Origin of the sequence: Paenibacillus sacheonensis, from assembly GCF_009909195.1 — a bacterium.
GTDB classification, from domain to species: Bacteria; Bacillota; Bacilli; order Paenibacillales; family Paenibacillaceae; genus Paenibacillus_Z; species Paenibacillus_Z sacheonensis.
In genome coordinates this window covers 52,100-68,868 of sequence record NZ_JAAAMU010000021.1, presented here as the reverse complement: position 1 = coordinate 68,868, position 16,769 = coordinate 52,100, and the positions used below count along the sequence as shown (strand labels likewise).

Here is a 16,769-nt window from a genome sequence, read left to right as displayed (position 1 = left end):
CGGGCCGCGTTTCGGCTTGGCCGGTTCGCCAGCCTATGGCATGCCGTATTTCCGCAAAGAGAAGTTCAGCCGTAGCTGCAGCTCCGTGCATAGGACGATCAAATGCCCGGTTACCGGTCTTGAACAAGAAGGACGTGTGAGAGTTGAATCTAATCGAAACCTGGCTCCGACAGATCAAGGGCATGGATTTGGAGCATTTACAGAAGACGCTGGAGAGCTATTCCGCGTTCGGCCCGCTGCCGGGCATTCTGCTTCCGTTCGCGGAATCGTTCATCCCCGTGCTGCCGCTGCTCGTCTTCGTGGCGGCCAATGCCAATATATACGGGCTGTTCCTGGGATCGCTCTACTCCTGGATCGGCGTCTGCAGCGGATCCCTGCTGCTGTTCTGGCTCTCCCGCAAGCTCGGCGGCCACTTCGGCGGCTGGCTGCGGCGCAGATTTCCGAAGGCGGCGAAGCTGCTCGGCTACATCGAGCGGAAAGGCTTTACGCCGATTTTCCTATTTGCCTGCTTCCCTTTCTCCCCATCAGCGCTCATTAATGTCATTTCCGGCTTAAGCGGCATTTCGCTTCGCTCGTTCGTGCTCGCGATCCTGATGGGCAAGGCCGTCATGATCTTCACCGTCTCGCTGCTCAGCTTCAACATCGGCGATTTGACGGAGCAGCCTTGGCGGATCTTGTTGGCGCTCGTTCTGCTGGCCGTCATGTGGTTCGGAGGCAAAAAAATGGAGAGCCGGTATCAAACCTGATCCCTGCGCACGGAGGAGGATGTTCGCCGCCATGATGAATGCGATTGCAACGACGATCGTCCTGGCCGGAGCCGGCATGCTCGTCGGCGCCATGATCTATATTCTTAAGCTCGCCTCCGACGATTCCGCCAATGCTTCCCAGCTGCGGCAGTTCGTGGAGGTCTTGTTCAACGGCAGCTCTAACCGGCAGGAGGCCGCTGCAGCCGAGGAAGAAGAAGCCGCTCATCGCAAACGGCTCGCAGAGCAGCATGGCGAATCCTTCGCCGAGCCTTGTCCGGCCTGCGGCGATACCGTGACGCACGAGAATGCCTACTGTCCAAGCTGCGGGCTGCGGCTCGTTTAATCAGGGTTGGGGAGCGTATCGTACATAAGCAAGAAAATCATGCGGAACAGGAAACAGAACGTCCGGCCGCGCACATAGTTTGGACGGCCTGGTGGCACACTGATGGAGGATTCTCATGACTTATCGCAGGTTAGGAGGACGATCATCATGTCAGGCGAACACCCTTCCCATTTGCAGCGAGACGCAAGCCGGGCGCAATCCAAAGCGGATCGTGCCGGCAAAGGAAAGGCAGCGGCGAGCCAAGCTCAGTCCGAGGCCGACCGCGCCGCAGTGCCGAAGCATGGCCAATAGCCGGCAGCGCTTCGAACCCATCAGGAGGAGAACGTTATGAGCGAAAAACAAGAGCATTTCGAAATGGAGCCCCTCTCCGGCGAACCTGTCGAGGTGGATGGCGTTTACAAGAACGAATGGGGACGCGAGGAGAAGCTGAACCGCGGCGACGTTTTCCCCGCAGATCCGCAGCTGGGCACGACGGAATGGGATCTCGTGCAGCTTGATTTCGATAACCATCACGAGGGCAAGACCGACTCCCGGCTCGTGCCGAAGAAGGATACGACCGCGCTTGAAGCGCATCTGCAGCATCCGCGCCGTCATCCGGACGACACGAAGGAAGACAACTGACCGACGGCAGTTCAGGACCCGTTTGGCCGACGCTTCGCATGGAGCGGCGGTCGAGCGGGTTTTTGCGTTTTTTCGCGCCTGCGTGCGTTGGACTGGAAAGCTGCTCCTCTGCAGCTTTTCCAACCCATTCAGCCCTGCTGAGGCCTAATAGCTGCGCTGCTGCGGCTTTTGCGGCCGAATTAGCCCTGCCGTACGCAAAAAGCTGCTCCTCTGCAGCTTTTCCAACCCATTCAGCCCTGTTGAGCGCCTAAAAGCTGCGCTGCTGCAGCTTTTCCGGCCGAATTAGCCCTGCCGTACGCAAAAAGCTGCTCCTCTGCAGCTTTTCCAACCCATTCAGCTCTGCTGAGCACCTAAAAGCTGAGCTGCTGCAGCTTTTCCACCCGATTTTTACCCTGCTGTACACTATAAGCTGCGCCGCTGCAGCTTTTCCAACCGATTCAACCCTGCTGTACACTAAAAGCCGGCTCCTCCGCAGCTTGTGTCTAAAACGCAAAAAAGCGCCCCTTGCCGGCTAGGCAAAAGGACGCTCCTTCGTTCAGTTCACGTTCGCCGCTTCCGTCTCCCGCCGCTGCTGCACCTGATCGGTTACGCGGTCCAGCCGGCGAAGATGGAAGGCGTACTCCAGCATCGTCGACGCGACGAAGACGAGACGTTTGTATTCATCGGGATTTTGATGCAAGTACTCGCTGAGCTGGTTGATAAGCCTGCCCTCGCGCTCTTCCTCGGGTTCGATGGCAGCGTTGGCCTTCATCTTGCCCGCCAGCTTGAGCAAAATATGCTCATGGTATTTGGCAAGCTCCTCGATCTGCTGATCGAAACGCTTCGCCCACGCTTCGGCACCGGTCACGGCAAAGTAGTGTTCCTCGACCGCCTCCAGCAGATCCACGCCTTGATGCAGCGCCTTGATGAGATGGCGCGAGAGGATGAGCTGGCGCGCCCCGGCCTGCTTGCGGCCGCGCAGCAGCGGCCTCTCTTCCTCGAACAGCCGATGGGCTTCGTCCAGCTTGCGCAGCGTGCCCTGCAGCTTCTCCTTCTCGTCGCGGTGGACGTTCTCCTTCATTTCGTTGGAGATGGCCATGCGCAGCAGCAGGGACAGCTGGGCATGCGCTTCGTGAATCTGATCCATGAACAGCTTGCGCGGCCGCGGCGGGAAGATGAGGATATTGACCGCGAAGGCCGCGCCCATGCCCGTCAACACCATGAGCAGCCGGTCGAGCGCGAACAGCCAGCCCTGCTGATTGTTCGCTTCCATGATGGCGACGACCGTGACGAGCGTCAGCCCGACGTTGCTCTCCATCCGCAGCCGGATACAGATAAGAATGACGATGATGCAGACCATGCCAAGCGCGATCGGCGTCTGGCCGAACAAGCGAACCGCGGCCAGCGCCAGCAAGGCGCCGAGCACGTTCGTCTGAACCTGGTCCACCACCTGCTGCCAGGAGCGGGAGATGGACGGCTGAATGGTGAATATCGAGGCCACGGCCGCGATAATCGGCGACGGAAATGCAAAAAGCGTGCTTATGTATACGGCCAGCGCCACGGCAAGGCCAGTCTTAATGACCCGTGCGCCAATCGTCATGCACCATCGCTCCCTGCGCCGGCCTCGGCTTCGACGATCTCCGCCTGGGCTCCCGTTTCCTGCGAACCGCCCGCTGCGCTCGCGTTCACCTGAACGGAAGTTTCCGCGACGGCAGCGCCGTTGACCAGCAGCGTCAGCCGATGCAAGCCTTCGTAATGCTTGCGGGTCGACAGGTCCTTCCAATCGAGCTTCTTCGCCCCTTGGACGCCGGCTCCGGGCAAGACGCGCTTATCGCCGAGCAGGAAGCGCTTCTGCGACGTTTTGCCGCTGGACTTCACGTAATCGACGCCCAGCTCCAGCCTTAACCGGATCGCCTCTCCGGCACCGTCCTTCAACCGCAGCCGGTAGCTCAGCTCGCTGATGCCGCCGATGAACGCTTCGGGATGAAGCGCGTCGATCTCCGCAGCGGCGACGAAATCCGCAGCTGCCTCGCCTTCGTATCCGAACAGCGCCAGCGCCTCGGGGTCGGCAGCGCCGACCAGCGAGCGGCAGCCGCGCCGGACGATCCAGTCCGTGTAGGCATGCTGGCCGATCCACCGGCCGGCGATCGTTTTGACGACCTCCGGGTTATCTTTGGCGATGTCGTTCAAGTTATTGGCCACGCTTTTGCGTACATACAGCGACGGGTCCGCCTTCAGCTGCTCCAGAATCGGCAGGATCGGCGACGGATCGCGCTTGAACATCGGCAGCGCTGGCGCCCACGGAAGCCGCGGCCGGCAGCCTTCGCTCGACAGCCGCCGCACATGCTCGTTCCCATGTTGCGACCATTCCGTCATGCGTGCCATCGTCCGCTCGGGATCTTGCAGGATGAACGGCCGGATGGCGAACTCCGCAGAGGACTGTACCGTGAATGCCTCCAGCGCGTCCATCGACCGCTCCCAATCCGCGAGACCATACACCTCGACGAAATCCGGGAAAAACAAATAAGGAAATCCGCTGCATTGGCCGCTGACGGCCAGCAGGACCTCAAGCGCCTCGGGATAGCTCGGGGGCAGCGCGTCCCCCAGCGAGGTCGTAATGCGCCTCATGCGGCCCTTCAGCTCCAGCGCTTCCCAGCCGTCGCCGGTCGTCAGCGTGACGAACCGCTCCTCGGGGAAGGCGGGCCATACGGATGCGACGCGCGCCGCAAACTGCCGGAGGAACGGCAGGTCGTACATCGCTTTTAATGGTTCAGGCATCTTCTTCTCTCGCCTCCTTCCGCTATTATAGACCATCCCCCCGCGCAAAAAGAAGTTTTCACGCCTTCCGTTCCCCATTATAATGAGACCCATAGAGAAAAGAGGGGTCCGAGATGTGGTTATTCGCAATTAACGGGAAGTCCGGCGGCGGCCGAGGGTTAAAGGCATGGCGTAAGGTCGAAGCAGAGCTGAAACGGCTGGACGTCGATTATGCCGCCGTGCTGAGCGAGACGCCGGAAACCGCCCGTAGAGCTATTACCCGCCTGCTTCGGGAGCATAACGGAATCGTGCAGGACGAAGCGCCAAGGCAAAGATTGAAAGCGATTACAATAATTGGCGGGGACGGTACCATTCACGGCATTCTGCCTGCGGTATGCGACAGCGGCGTACCGCTCGGCATTATCCCGGCCGGATCAGGCAATGATACGGCCAGAGCGTTCGGCATTCCGAAGCGTCCGCTGGACGCGCTTCGGATCGTGCTGCAGGGACGGGCCTATCCCGCGGATATCATCGCCATGCGCGATCCGAAATCCGATATCGGCTATCGCCCCGTGCTGACCGCGCTCGCAGCAGGCTTCGATTCCGCTATCGCCGCGGCCGTCAATCGGTCGGTCTACAAGAAGCTGTGCAATCTGATCGGCGCCGGGTCGTTCGCCTACGTCATCGGGCTGATCCAGGTGCTGCTGACCTTCCGCCCGCGGCCGATCGCCGTGACCGTGGATGGGGAGACCCATTGTTTCCGGCAAGGCTGGATGGCCGCCGTGTGCAACGCTTCCGCCTACGGCGGCGGACTTCGCATCTGTCCGGACGCCAAGCCGGACGACGGCATGCTGAACGTCTGCGTCGTCCATTCGTGCACGCCGCTGCAGCTCCTCCGTTTGTTCCCGTTGATTTTGTCGGGCAAGCACACCCGTCTGCCTTACGTGGCGCTGTTCAGCGGGCAAGCTGTCGCCGTCGAAGACATGGCCGGAGATCCGGCGAAGCCCGCAATCGCGGTCTACGGGGACGGCGAGCCCGCGGGCGAGCTGCCGCTGTACGCGGAAGCGGCCGGCAACCGCATCGAAGTGCTGCGGTAACCGGCCGGCTGTGCTTGCCTTGGCTTTAGGCTTTAGGAGGCGCTCTCGTTATCCTCGCGGTAGCGGTGAATCGGAACAACCTTGCCGCGCTCCGATTCTTCCGCGCCCTTCGGCGCGTCGTACGGCAGCACGATATCGAACGTCGTGCCTTCCCCGAGGCAGCTGCTCACCTCGACGCTGCCCTGGTGGTTATCGACGATTTTATACGTCACCATCAGCCCGAGTCCCGTCCCTTTCTCCTTCGTGGTATAGAAAGGCTGGCCGATCTTGGACAGCTGCTCCTGCGAGATGCCCGGCCCGCGGTCCGCGATGCGCACGACGTTGCGGCCTTTCTCGTCCCGCAGGCAAGCGACCTTGATCACGCCGCCGTCCATCATCACCTCGATGGCATTCTTGATGACGTTGATGAACACCTGCTTCAGCTGATTCTCCACGCCGAACACCCATAACGGCTCCTCGCCCAGATTCGTCTCGATGGCGATATTGTGCAGGATCGCCTGCGCATCCAGCAGCGTGACGGTATCCGACATGATGAGCCGGATGTCTTGGTGCGTAAGATCATAAATCTGCGGCTTGGACAGCATGAGCAGCTCGCTCACGATTGACTCGATGCGGGTTAGCTCCGATTTCATGATATCGTAGTAATTTTTACTGCTCCTGCCCGAGACGATCAGCTGCAGAAAACCTTTCAGCGACGTCAGCGGGTTGCGGATTTCGTGCGCGATGCCGGCGGCCAGCTGCCCGGCGACATAGAGCTTCTCGGAGTTGATGAGCAGTTCCTCGTTCTTCTTCCGCTCCGAGATATCGCGGATGATGATCTGAATGACCGGCTTGCCCGACAGCTTCGTGCTCGTCTCGATTACTTCCGTATGAAGGATTCCTCCCTGCAGCGTGAACCATTCCATCTCGACGGGCGTATGGCGCTCCTTCTTCCGAGAGCCCTGCAGCAGCTGCTGCATCGCCGCGTGGTCCTTCGGCCGCAAATGCTGGTAGATGCTTCGGCCGACCAAGTCCCGCTCGCTCGCGGCCTCGAACATCCGCAGACCCGAACGGTTAATATAGTCCCAGCGTCCGTCTTGAATGACCGCGATCATGTCGATGGAGTTCTCCACCAGCAGCTTGTACCGCTCGTTCATCGAGGCGTACCTGCGGTCCACGTACCGGGCGACGAGACTGAAGGCGAAGATCGCGATCGTGGCCAGCCCCAGCACGATGGACAGCAGCTGCATATAGTCGTTCAGCCGATCGGCGGTCAGTACGACGCCGCTGTCGATATCCGTAATCGTCCCTAGCCCGAACAGCTGCATAATAATGCCGGATACGCCGAGCAGCAGGCCGGGGAGAAGGACCGAGCCTCTCCTGCGTTCGAACAAATAGAAGGAACCGGCGTTCCCGATCATGCTGAAGAGGAATGCAATGCAGGCAAAGCCGGGATCGAAGCGGAACGACTCCATCTCGCTGCTCAGCAGGAACAGGTAGACGACGAGGTTCGCCCCGAATGCCATGAGCGTACTGCTTCCGAGGAGACGAACGGCATACGGCGTGCGCGATCCCAGCAGGCGGAACGAGCCGTACGTGCTGGCCATGATGCCGAACAGCTTGACGAGAATCGTCCAATCGATCACCATCATGTAGTTGGATGACAATACGATGATGAGATGGCTTACCCAAAGGCCGAGGGCGTAAACGAGCGCCCCGCTCAGCAGCCAAAAATGCTGCTTGGCGCGCTTCAGCTTGAGATGTCCGATCATGCTGTAGATGGTAATGGACGCGAACAACTGGATGGCCAGCGCGAGCACGAGCATGATCCATTGATCGCCAAACAAAGGTTCAATCATCGCGATTCTCCGTTTTCCCCGCTTAGGGTCGATTGATAGTCCCCATCCATTTCGACATTTTTCCAAAAAATCCTTTTTTTCGCGACAAAGCCTTCCAATCCTCGACGGCTGCCGCACTTCATAGTTGAAGTAGCCTTCTCGTCGGATATAATATAGTACGGGAAGGAGAGGAATCATAACATGGTTAAAATTTTAAAAGAGTTCAAAGAATTCGCCGTCCGCGGCAACGTGCTCGACCTCGCGGTCGGGGTTATCATCGGCGGCGCCTTCGGCAAAATCGTCACCTCGCTCGTCAACGACATCATCATGCCGCCGATCAGCATCCTGCTCGGCAGAGTTAATTTAGTTGATCGGTTCATCAATTTATCCAGCGACAAAAATCCGGACACCTTGACTCACGCGAAGGAGCAATCCGCGGCCGTCATTGCATACGGTAACTTTCTGAACGTTCTGCTTGATTTCACGATCGTCGCCTTCTGTATCTTCATGATCGTCAAAGGGGCAAACGCGCTGCGCCGCCTCGGCCAGCCGGATCCGGCCGCCCCGTCGGAGCCGACGGACAAGAACTGCCCCTATTGTTTGTCCAAAATTCCGGTCAAGGCGACGCGCTGCTCCCACTGCACCTCCCATCTCGAGACGGATGCGGAGTCGGAGCTTGAGGGAGGCTTGTCCTAGCCTATGAGCGACGAGACGGGGAACGGTTCAAACGGCGGACCGCAAGAGGCCGAGGAGCGCTTCGACTACTATGACGAGAACGGCGCCTGGCTCGGCACGGCGCCTCGGAGCGAGGTGCATGCCCGGGGGCTGTGGCACCGGTCCATCCACTGCTGGCTGGCGCGCCGCGAGGACGGGCGCAAGCTTGTCCTGTTCCAGCAGCGGTCCCCGGATAAGGACACGTTCCCGGGACACTTCGACATTACCGCCGCCGGCCATCTAACCGCCGGCGAATCGATGCGGGACGCGGCGAGAGAGATCGAGGAAGAACTCGGCGCCGCGATCCCGTTCGAGTCGCTTCTGTACCTCGGCGAAGCCAGCAAGGAAATAGCCGGCATCGCGCAAGGGACGGCGTTCCTAGACAGGGAGATCAGCGATATATACGGCTTCGTCTATCCCGGGCCGCTTACCTCGCTGACCCTCCAGCGGGAGGAAGTGTCCGGCGTCTACGAGGCCGAGCTTGAAGCGATGATCGCGCTGTTCGAGGGCCGGCTGGAGCAGGTGCGCTGCACGGGCTTTCGTCTCGGCGAGGACGGCGTGCCTGCCGGCGCCGAGGCGCTGGTTACGGCTTCCGGTTTCGTCCCCCGCCCGGCTTCTTATTATTCGGAGACGTTCCGTGCCTTGCTGCTTCATGTATAAGCGGCAGACCCGGCATGTTTTGAGGGCCGCTGCGCAGCGGCCCTCTTTGCGCTGCCCCGCTTATCGACGGTTTATGCGGCTGCGGAACCGAGGCACTCCGCTTCGCTTTCGTGCCTGCTTTCACGCCTGCTCTCGCGGCGCCTCGCGTCCGCGACGCACCGGCGCTTCTCCCCCGCGATCCGCCGGCGGACGACTTGTTCGCGGTTCCTCTCGCGATGCCCGCAGCCCGCTCCCAATTCTTGTACCATTCGTCGATCATGCCGTGAATGTTGTAAAACATCGTGGTACGCGGCGCTTCGTCGAAGTCGTTGAGCGCGGACTCTCCGTAGATTCTGGCCGCTTCTTGATGGATGCAGCCATGGAGGTTCGAGCCCTCGATGAACAGCCCCAGCTGGTCCGCCGTCGCGAACGACCGCGGATTATTCAACACGCGCGCCTCGGCTGCGCGGTTATAGCATGACGTATTCCGGATAGGTTCCGGTACGCCCTGCCACCCGGCAATCTGCCGCGGATCATAACCTTGCTCGCTGTACCATTGATATACCTTGTTGATGAATTGGCGGTGAAAATTCAAGAAGTTCTGTCCGTAGCCCGGCGGCAGCTGCGAAGGATCGTCATAGTGGTTTGCATGATGCCAGTGCATATGCTCTTCGAGCAGCTGCTGCGGGAAATTCGGAATGATCGGCATACCTGTCCCTCCCTTTCCAAGCTATATGATCAGCTTATGCCGCGCGCCCGCCAACGGTTCGGATACCCGGCAGCCGCCCGCCGCCCGAAGTCCGGACAACTGCAGCTCCATGACGGAGTACCGCTGCGCGGCGGTTTCGGTTTCGTCCCCGGGCGTGTAAGTAAGGAAACAGTCATGCAACTTCATTCTCGGAAGGAGTTCTGCGTATGCAAAGCAAAACATCAACGAGCAAAGTCGTGCTGGAGCAAGAAGCGCAGCAGTTCGTAGAGAAGACGTCCAAGCCGCCGTTCCTGTATGAGCTTGGGCCCGAGAAGGGCCGCGAGCAAGTGAACAAGGTGCAGTCCGGACCGGTGACGAAGCCGGCCGCCAGGCTCGCGATACGAAGCGTGCCCGGCGGTCCCAAAGGCGAAGTGCCGGTCACGATCGTCACGCCGAAGGAGATCACCGGGACGCCGGGCTTAATCGTCTATATCCACGGGGCCGGCTGGGTGTTCGGCAACGCGCACACACATGACCGGCTGGTCCGCGAGCTTGCCGTCGGTTCCGGCTCCATCGTCGTCTTCCCCGAGTACAGCCTGTCGCCGGAAAATAAATATCCGACCGCGATCGAGGAAATCTACGCGGTCGTCAAATGGGCCGCCGAGAACGGCGAGGAGCTTGGCGCCGATGTTTCCCGGCTGACCGTGGCCGGCGACAGCGTCGGCGGCAACATGACCGCCGCCGTGACGCTGATGGCCAAGGAGCGGGGCGGTCCGCGAATCGCCAAGCAGCTGCTGTTCTATCCGGTGACGGATGCGGCCTTCGACACGGAGTCGTACGAGCAGTTCGCGGAGGGCTATTTCCTGAGCCGGGAGGGCATGCAGTGGTTCTGGGATCAATACGCCGCCGACCCGAAAGAGCGTGCCGAGGTAACCGCATCGCCGCTGCGGGCGTCGAAGGAGCAGCTGAAAGACCTGCCGCCGGCACTGATCATCACGGGCGAAGCCGACGTGCTGCGCGACGAGGGCGAAGCCTACGCCGCGAAGCTTCGGGAAGCCGGCGTCCGCGTCACGGCAGCGCGCTTTCAAGGCATCATCCACGACTTCGTCATGCTGAACGATCTGTCGGATACGGCGGCCGCCCGGGGCGCGCTGCTGCTGGCCAATGCCTGGCTGCGCGAGGATCAAACCAGGGGCAATCGATAGTCCTTGCCTTATCAGCATATTAACGGCAGCAAAAAAGAACCCGAACGGGTAGGCGGCACGCCTGCTCCGTCCGGGTTCTTGCCGGTTACCTGCCCATACATACAACAAGCCGCCCTCACTAAGAAGCGAGGACGGCCGACAAGCGTTTAAAACAATTCGCGAAGAGTCATCAGACGTTGTGGCAATTGCCCATGGAGACGCAAATGTCGAAGCTGATACGGACGTCGCAGCAGTTGCCGAATACGCACGCGATACGAACGCAGGCGAAACGGCCTTGATGGAAGAAACAGACAACGTTGCAGTTGGCGCCAATCAATTCCTCGATGACTTTGCGGTTTCTGCAGCGGATCGCGCGAACAAGCTTCGCGGCGACCATAGGGTTTTTCAATTGACCGAACAGATCGCTCAGATCTGCGCCTGCCTCTTGAATGCCTTCGACGGCACCGTCGCGGCGATTGTTGCAGCAGCCGCCGGAACGGGCACCTCCTAAGCTTTCATGTGATACGCGTGCTTTGCGGGATTTGCCAGTACGAACGGCTTTGACATTCTTCACCTGAACTTTAGCGGACACCTGAATTCCTCCTTCTTAGAGAGCTAAGATACTCTATGTGAGGAGAGACATCCTTGTATAAGACAGGATTCCAACATCAAATACCCAAGCTGTCGGCCAGGATTGGCGCGTAGGCAGCCGCCTCGCCCGGCAAGCGCCCGGCATGCGCAACATGCGTCTGCTTACAGGAACATGCCGCCCGAAGCCTCGATTCGCTGCGCGTTGACCCATCCCATCTCGTTCGCGCAGAGCGCCGCGATGACGCCGCCGATATCGTCGGCCTGGCCGGTTCTGCCGAGCGCGGTTTGACCGGAGATGAACGCTTGCATCTCTTCGCTGCTCTTCAGCCTGCCGCCGCCGAACTCGGTCGCAATGGCTCCCGGGGCAATCGTGTTGACGCGAATGCCTCTCGCGCCGAGTTCCTTGGCCATATATCTCGTCAGTACTTCTACGGCGCCCTTCATCGCGGCATAGGCAGCGCTGCCCGGGATCGTGAATCGCGTCAAGCCGGAGGAAACATTGATGATCGCGCCATGGTCCGCCAGGTGGGGCATCAGCTTCTGCGTCAGGAAGAAAACGCCCTTGACGTGCACGTTCATCAGTTCATCGAATTGCGCTTCCGTCGTCTCCGCGATCGAAGCGTAGAACCCGAAACCCGCATTGTTAATGAGATAATCGAAATTTTCCCGCTGCCAGTTATCCCGGAGTACCGTCAACAGCTCGTCCTTGAAAGCATCAAACGAAGCCGTTTGTCCGGCATCCAGCCGGATCGCGGCCGCTTTCCGCCCCAAGGCCCGTACCTCCTGCACGAGGGACTCTGCCTGAGCCTGCTGGCTATGGTAAGTGACGATGACGTCGTTGCCTCTATGGGCCAGGGCAAGGGCTGCATTTCTCCCCAATCCCCGGCTTCCTCCGGTAATCAACGCGATTTTCGGTTGTTGTTCCATGGTAACTCTCCTCTGTAAGTAGGATGCCACCGGCACTGCATCAGGTGGTACTAGTAATGTATCACTTCGAGAAGACTCCAAGTCAAACCGGTAATTCCATCGTCAAAAAACCAGGCCGGGGAGCGTCCGCTCCGCCTCGCCTGGTCTGGCATCAATGCGTATGTTTGCTGTCGTAATGACTGATTTTCAGATCGATCAGATTCAAATTCTTCTTCAGCTCGTTCATCTGCCGAAGCACTTCCTTGCGATGATCGACCATCACGCGCCTGCGCACGTCGGAGGTGTGCGTCCCCTCCATGAGCAGATCGATATACTGCTTGATATCTTTGATTGGCATGCCCGTATTCTTCAAGCAGCAGATGAGCCGGATCAGCTCCAAACTCTGTTCCGAGAACTCCCGGTTGCCGTTCTTGGTGCGCGTGATGAACGGAAGCAGGCCTTCCTTATCGTAATAACGAATCGTGTGCGCCGACAAATCGCATAGCTCCGCAACTTCGTTGATGGTATACACCGATATTCCTCCCCAAGCGATGTCGTAAACCGGTAAACCAACCTTCCTGACTTCGACCTGACTCTAACCGCTATGCCTAGCATATACCGCAAACGTTCCTGCATTCAAGTCAAGCATGCCGAATAACGGGCGCAACTCAACCGCGGGTCGAAAATGCTCATCTTTCGGGTGCGCCATACTTAACCAACGCAGTCCTGAACGGTGCCAAAAAAATCAAAAAGCGCGATTCCCGAAATCTCCGGAAACCGCGCGGTTATTGGTATAAATGGTGCTGGTGAAGGGAATTGAACCCCCGGCCTACGCATTACGAGTGCGTTGCTCTACCCCTGAGCTACACCAGCTTGTCTAGCTCCAATGTCGCCGAGGCGACTTTTATAATATACTGCATTGTGAGGTTGGAGTCAATGCCTTTTTTAAAATTCGGGCTAAACTCCCTCACGCATCCTTCCGCGGCGAACCTGATTCAACCGGAACAGCTCCAGCAGGAATGCTGCCGGCAGCGGCGCTTCCGCCGCCGTCGACGCCCCCTTCCGGCTCGCTGGCAGCTTGGGCCGTCACCGGAATCCGCAGCGTAAACTTGCTGCCCTCGCCCTTCTGGCTCTCCAGCGAGAGCGTCCCGCCGAGCAGGCGCGCAAGCTGAAGGCTGATCGAAAGACCCAGTCCGGTTCCGCCGTACTTGCGGTTGATCGAACCGTCCTCTTGGCGGAAGGCTTCGAAGATCAGCTGCTGCTTCTCCGGCTCGATCCCGATTCCCGTATCCACGATGGAGAACGATACCCGGATCGGCGTGATCATTCTTACGGCCGGCCGGCCCCATGCCGCGGGATTCCAGTTGCGCAGCCGGCGCTTCTTCAGCGCGGCGGGTTCGATCGGTACGCCGCCCTCTGCTTTGACCACGAGTCGGACTCCGCCGGTCTCCGTGAATTTGAATGCATTTGCGAGCAAATTGCGCAAAATCTGATTGATCCGCAGCGCATCGGTATAGATGGCCTCCGGCACCTGCGGCGCGATCTCCGTCTCGAACGTCAGGTTCTTCTGGGAAGCCACGGGAAGGAACTGTTGATACAGCGTTTGGACCAGCTCGGAGGTGGAGTGCTGCTCCACGAAGATATCCATCTTGCCGGCTTCTACCTTGGATAGATCCAGGATGTCGTTGATCAGTTGGAGCAGGTCGTTCCCCGCCCCGTTTATCAGCTCCGCATACTGGACTTCCTCCGGGAAGCCGCTTCGTTCTTCCTCGCTTTCCTTCATCAGCTGCGACAGCATGATGATGCTGTTGAGCGGCGTCTTCAGTTCATGCGACATATTCGCCAGAAACTCCGATTTGTATTTGTTGGCCAGCATGAGCTCGCGCGCCTTCTGCTCCACCTCGCGCTTGGCCGCACGCAGCTCGCGCGTCTGCCGCCGCAATAGCATGTTCATTTTGCGGAGTTCGTCCACGCGCTGCTGTTCCTTCTGAAAATCGCGAATGGTGAAAATCAGCAGACCGCTCAGCACCAGCCGCAGAGGGAAGGAGTAGATGCTGTAGTCCATCCAGAACGTTCGAACGGACATATGCCCTGCAATCGCCACGACGGCCGTCGCGTTCAACGCGAAGATCACGTTCACCGACGCGAGCGTCACCAGGCTCTTGTTCAGGAAGCTCCACGGCTTCTTGCGCATCCAAGCGCATAACCACGTACAAATAAGACCGAGTACGGTCATATTAACGCCGGCCAGCACCGCGGCGGCATCCATGCCCATGAACAATCGCCCGACTCCGATGCCGAAGCCGATCAGCGCAATGGCTGGGAGACTCGGAAAGACGAGCACGGCGATAATCAGCGGCATAAACCGCAAATCCAGCACGAGCAGGCCGTCCACGCGCAGTCCGAACGCCATGGCCAGCCATCCGCCGATGATGAAGAAAGCAACCGTAATCGCGTATTTGACGCGGCCCGGCGCATATTGAAACAGGTAACGGTACCCTAGATCGAACATATAAGCCAACGCAATCAGCAGACTGATGTTGGCGAATAAAGATTTTGCGAATTCAAATGTCAACTCGTAATCCTCCCGCCTTATATCTCCGGGACATTACCCGCTTTAAGCGAATTTGAAGCAGAGGCGGATAATTCCATTTGATTCTAGCGCATACTATCCTTAAATCCCTGCCTGGCCTTGCGGTTTTCGAACATGTTAGAAAAGGGTAAGCAAATCAAACAGACGGCTCACGTTCATTTTATAAGGGACTAAAATTCAACTGGTACACTGGCACTATCAAGAAATGGAGGTACTATTCGAATGACCAAAGTGATCACCTTCAAAAATCGGTCCGTCCCGGTCCATTACCCTTCCGAGCAGTTGTCCTACATGGAGCTGCTCCAAAATAAATTGCAGGAAATGGAATACAACTTTGATTTCCGCAAGAAGTGGAAGCGGATCAAGTCCGTCGAGATGATCCGCGACGTGGCTATTCTTCAGTACAGCGACGGCACGAAGCTGTACCTGGAGGTCTGCTGAAGCAGCGAGCGCAAGGCTTCTACGTCCTATTCTATCCCAATCTTGCCCGTTCAGGCAGCCTGCATATCGTTCCGGCCCGGCAGCTCCAGCCGAGGGTCGCGCGATATGCAGGCTGCCTTTCTTAAGCGGAGGGCAGGCTGATCAGCCTGGACCTCCCTCCCTCCCTCATCTCCCTACAACACGGCAGCCCTGTCCTCACGGGCTGCCTGGAACAGATCGCGCGCCGCGTACAACAGCGGAACCCCCACCGTTTGCTCTGCCATCGGCTGCGACAATAAATACCCCTGATAATAATCGCAGTCCCATTCGCGAAGAAGCCGAAGCTGCGCTTCCGTCTCCACGCCTTCGGCCACGACCTCAAGCCCGAGTTGATGGACAAGCGCGATCATGGACCGCACGATCGCCTGCTCCGCGCTCTTCTCGCCGATGCAGCGGATGAAGGAACGGTCCAGCTTAAGCGTATGCAGGGGCAGCTTCCGCAGATAGGTCAGCGACGCGTAGCCGACGCCGAAATCATCCAGCGCGATGCGCACGCCCATGCCCCGGAGTTGATGCATGATCGTATTTTCGCTGTCGACGTCGATCATTTTGCTTTCCGTAATCTCCAGCTCCAGGCACTCCGGCTTTGCCTCCGTCTGCCTAAGAATGCGCTGCAGCACGTCGGCGAACTCGGGCACGCGAAGCTGCAGCGGCGATATATTCACGGACATCGTGACCTGGCCCATTCCTTTGGCCTGCACGCGGCGAAGCATGCCGCAGGCTTCCTCAAGCACCCATTCGCCGATCTTCACGATCATGCCACTCTCCTCCGCAAGCGGAATAAATTCGGCAGGCGACACCTCTCCCAGCTCGGGATGCCGCCAGCGGAGCAGCGCCTCGAAGCCTCGGAGCGCCCCGGATGCTTCATATAAAGGCTGATAATACAGCGAAAGCGCATGGTCGGATAACACGGTCCGGAGCGAGCAGCGCAGCTTCTCCAGGCGGCTGATCCGCGCCGTGCCGTCCTCCGCGTAGACCATGATGCGGTTGCCGCCTGCCGTCTTCGCTTCCCGAAGCGCCGTGTCCGCATGCCGTACGAGCAGCTCCGCCGTCTCGCCATGCTCCGGAAAACGGCTGACGCCGATGCTGCAGCTGAGGTACTGGTTCTGGCCCCTTACGGGCAGCGCCTCTTCGATCGACTGTTTCAGCTCCTTGATCCACGTCTCGTTCTTATCCTTGCCGCTCCCGCCGTCCGCCAGTCCGAACAGCAGGAACGCATTCCCTCCGAACCGATGGGCCTGGCAGGACCACGGCTTCGGATCCCGGACTCTTGCCGCGAGCTGCCGAAGCGCTTCGTCGCCGAACGCCGTCCCCTTCGTCTCATTAACGAGATAGAAGCGATCGATGTCAACAAGCGCCGCAAGCACGGTCCGGCCCGTTCGTCTCGCCAGCGTCACCGTCCTCGCCAGCATCGCGAAGGCCGCTCTGCGTCCGGGCAGCCCCGTCAGGAAATCGTACACTTCTTCGCGGGGCATCGTTTCCTTCCGTGGGGAGCTTCCTGTCCGTGCTGCCGAACGGCATGCTGTTTTTTTCATTAACGATGCTGCACCGCCTTAAATCGATTGGATTCATACCTTTCAGTAGGTAAATTGTCCCATAAAACGATTAGGAAAG

The 16,769-nt window shown here is 59.1% G+C and carries 19 protein-coding genes and 1 tRNA gene; 10 read left to right on the top strand and 10 right to left on the bottom strand.

The window, feature by feature from the left end:
• Window positions 1–143 precede the first annotated feature (143 nt).
• The 4 genes from GT003_RS27110 to GT003_RS27100 all read left to right on the top strand — a co-directional run bounded on the left by GT003_RS27110 (window position 144) and on the right by GT003_RS27100 (window position 1,710).
• Window positions 144–746, top strand: a complete 603-nt coding sequence (locus tag GT003_RS27110) for a TVP38/TMEM64 family protein (protein WP_161703894.1) — start codon at window positions 144–146, stop codon at window positions 744–746.
• A gap of 31 nt (window positions 747–777) precedes the next feature.
• The gene (locus GT003_RS27105) at window positions 778–1,089 is read left to right on the top strand and encodes a zinc ribbon domain-containing protein (protein WP_161703892.1); all 312 of its coding nucleotides are present in this window, start codon (window positions 778–780) and stop codon (window positions 1,087–1,089) included.
• Window positions 1,090–1,236: 147 nt separating this feature from the next.
• Entirely contained in the window at window positions 1,237–1,380 is a 144-nt protein-coding gene (locus tag GT003_RS32185) for a hypothetical protein (RefSeq protein ID WP_170312354.1), read from the top strand.
• Between the two features lie 36 nt (window positions 1,381–1,416).
• Window positions 1,417–1,710 carry a transposase gene (locus GT003_RS27100; protein WP_161703890.1) on the top strand — a complete coding sequence of 98 codons (294 nt, stop codon included), beginning with the start codon at window positions 1,417–1,419 and terminating at the stop codon, window positions 1,708–1,710.
• A 535-nt stretch (window positions 1,711–2,245) separates the two neighbouring features.
• Here the strand turns inward: GT003_RS27100 and GT003_RS27095 are convergent.
• Both GT003_RS27095 and GT003_RS27090 read right to left on the bottom strand, forming a co-directional pair.
• Window positions 2,246–3,289: an FUSC family protein gene (locus GT003_RS27095; RefSeq protein WP_161703888.1), complete on the bottom strand. Its 1,044-nt coding sequence runs from the start codon at window positions 3,287–3,289 to the stop codon at window positions 2,246–2,248.
• Window positions 3,286–4,467: a DNA alkylation repair protein gene (locus GT003_RS27090; RefSeq protein ID WP_161703886.1), complete on the bottom strand. Its 1,182-nt coding sequence runs from the start codon at window positions 4,465–4,467 to the stop codon at window positions 3,286–3,288. Before GT003_RS27090 ends, GT003_RS27095 begins: the two co-directional genes overlap by 4 nt.
• Before the next feature lie 113 nt (window positions 4,468–4,580).
• Here GT003_RS27090 and GT003_RS27085 point away from each other — a divergent pair, with 113 nt between their 5' ends.
• Window positions 4,581–5,543, top strand: coding sequence for a diacylglycerol/lipid kinase family protein (locus GT003_RS27085; RefSeq protein WP_161703884.1), 963 nt, complete (start codon window positions 4,581–4,583; stop codon window positions 5,541–5,543).
• Window positions 5,544–5,575: 32 nt separating this feature from the next.
• Here the strand turns inward: GT003_RS27085 and GT003_RS27080 are convergent, their stop codons facing one another.
• Window positions 5,576–7,381 carry an ATP-binding protein gene (locus GT003_RS27080; RefSeq protein ID WP_161703882.1) on the bottom strand — a complete coding sequence of 602 codons (1,806 nt, stop codon included), beginning with the start codon at window positions 7,379–7,381 and terminating at the stop codon, window positions 5,576–5,578.
• Window positions 7,382–7,561: 180 nt separating this feature from the next.
• On the opposite strand from GT003_RS27080, the gene mscL reads away from it, so the two are divergent.
• Together mscL and GT003_RS27070 are read left to right on the top strand one after the other, a co-directional pair.
• Window positions 7,562–8,056 (top strand): large-conductance mechanosensitive channel protein MscL, encoded by a 495-nt coding sequence (gene mscL, locus GT003_RS27075; RefSeq protein ID WP_161703880.1) that lies wholly within the window; start codon window positions 7,562–7,564, stop codon window positions 8,054–8,056.
• A gap of 3 nt (window positions 8,057–8,059) precedes the next feature.
• A complete protein-coding gene (locus GT003_RS27070; RefSeq protein ID WP_161703879.1) occupies window positions 8,060–8,734 on the top strand; it encodes an NUDIX hydrolase in 675 nt (224 codons plus the stop codon).
• Here GT003_RS27070 and GT003_RS27065 read toward each other — a convergent pair.
• Both GT003_RS27065 and GT003_RS27060 read right to left on the bottom strand, forming a co-directional pair.
• Complete coding sequence (locus tag GT003_RS27065) at window positions 8,658–9,422, bottom strand: hypothetical protein (protein ID WP_161703877.1); 765 nt, start codon at window positions 9,420–9,422, stop codon at window positions 8,658–8,660. The two genes, GT003_RS27070 and GT003_RS27065, sit on opposite strands and share 77 nt — an antisense overlap.
• Window positions 9,423–9,443: 21 nt before the next feature.
• Entirely contained in the window at window positions 9,444–9,608 is a 165-nt protein-coding gene (locus GT003_RS27060) for a hypothetical protein (protein ID WP_161703875.1), read from the bottom strand.
• A 20-nt stretch (window positions 9,609–9,628) separates the two neighbouring features.
• Here GT003_RS27060 and GT003_RS27055 point away from each other — a divergent pair, with 20 nt between their 5' ends.
• The gene (locus GT003_RS27055) at window positions 9,629–10,606 is read left to right on the top strand and encodes an alpha/beta hydrolase (protein WP_161703873.1); all 978 of its coding nucleotides are present in this window, start codon (window positions 9,629–9,631) and stop codon (window positions 10,604–10,606) included.
• Between the two features lie 178 nt (window positions 10,607–10,784).
• Window positions 10,785–11,096: a hypothetical protein gene (locus GT003_RS27050; RefSeq protein WP_161703871.1), complete on the top strand. Its 312-nt coding sequence runs from the start codon at window positions 10,785–10,787 to the stop codon at window positions 11,094–11,096.
• Between the two features lie 242 nt (window positions 11,097–11,338).
• Here the strand turns inward: GT003_RS27050 and GT003_RS27045 are convergent, their stop codons facing one another.
• The 4 genes from GT003_RS27045 to GT003_RS27030 form a co-directional block, all read right to left on the bottom strand.
• The gene (locus tag GT003_RS27045; RefSeq protein ID WP_161703869.1) at window positions 11,339–12,103 is read right to left on the bottom strand and encodes an SDR family NAD(P)-dependent oxidoreductase; all 765 of its coding nucleotides are present in this window, start codon (window positions 12,101–12,103) and stop codon (window positions 11,339–11,341) included.
• 151 nt (window positions 12,104–12,254) lie between these two features.
• Window positions 12,255–12,614: a MerR family transcriptional regulator gene (locus tag GT003_RS27040; protein WP_161703867.1), complete on the bottom strand. Its 360-nt coding sequence runs from the start codon at window positions 12,612–12,614 to the stop codon at window positions 12,255–12,257.
• Between the two features lie 266 nt (window positions 12,615–12,880).
• Window positions 12,881–12,955, bottom strand: a tRNA-Thr gene (locus tag GT003_RS27035).
• Window positions 12,956–13,049: 94 nt separating this feature from the next.
• A complete protein-coding gene (locus tag GT003_RS27030) occupies window positions 13,050–14,657 on the bottom strand; it encodes a sensor histidine kinase (RefSeq protein WP_161703865.1) in 1,608 nt (535 codons plus the stop codon).
• A gap of 240 nt (window positions 14,658–14,897) precedes the next feature.
• Here GT003_RS27030 and GT003_RS27025 point away from each other — a divergent pair, with 240 nt between their 5' ends.
• Entirely contained in the window at window positions 14,898–15,116 is a 219-nt protein-coding gene (locus tag GT003_RS27025) for a hypothetical protein (protein WP_161703863.1), read from the top strand.
• Window positions 15,117–15,289: 173 nt separating this feature from the next.
• Here GT003_RS27025 and GT003_RS27020 read toward each other — a convergent pair whose 3' ends face one another.
• Window positions 15,290–16,630, bottom strand: a complete 1,341-nt coding sequence (locus GT003_RS27020; RefSeq protein ID WP_161703862.1) for a putative bifunctional diguanylate cyclase/phosphodiesterase — start codon at window positions 16,628–16,630, stop codon at window positions 15,290–15,292.
• Window positions 16,631–16,769: the final 139 nt, after the last annotated feature.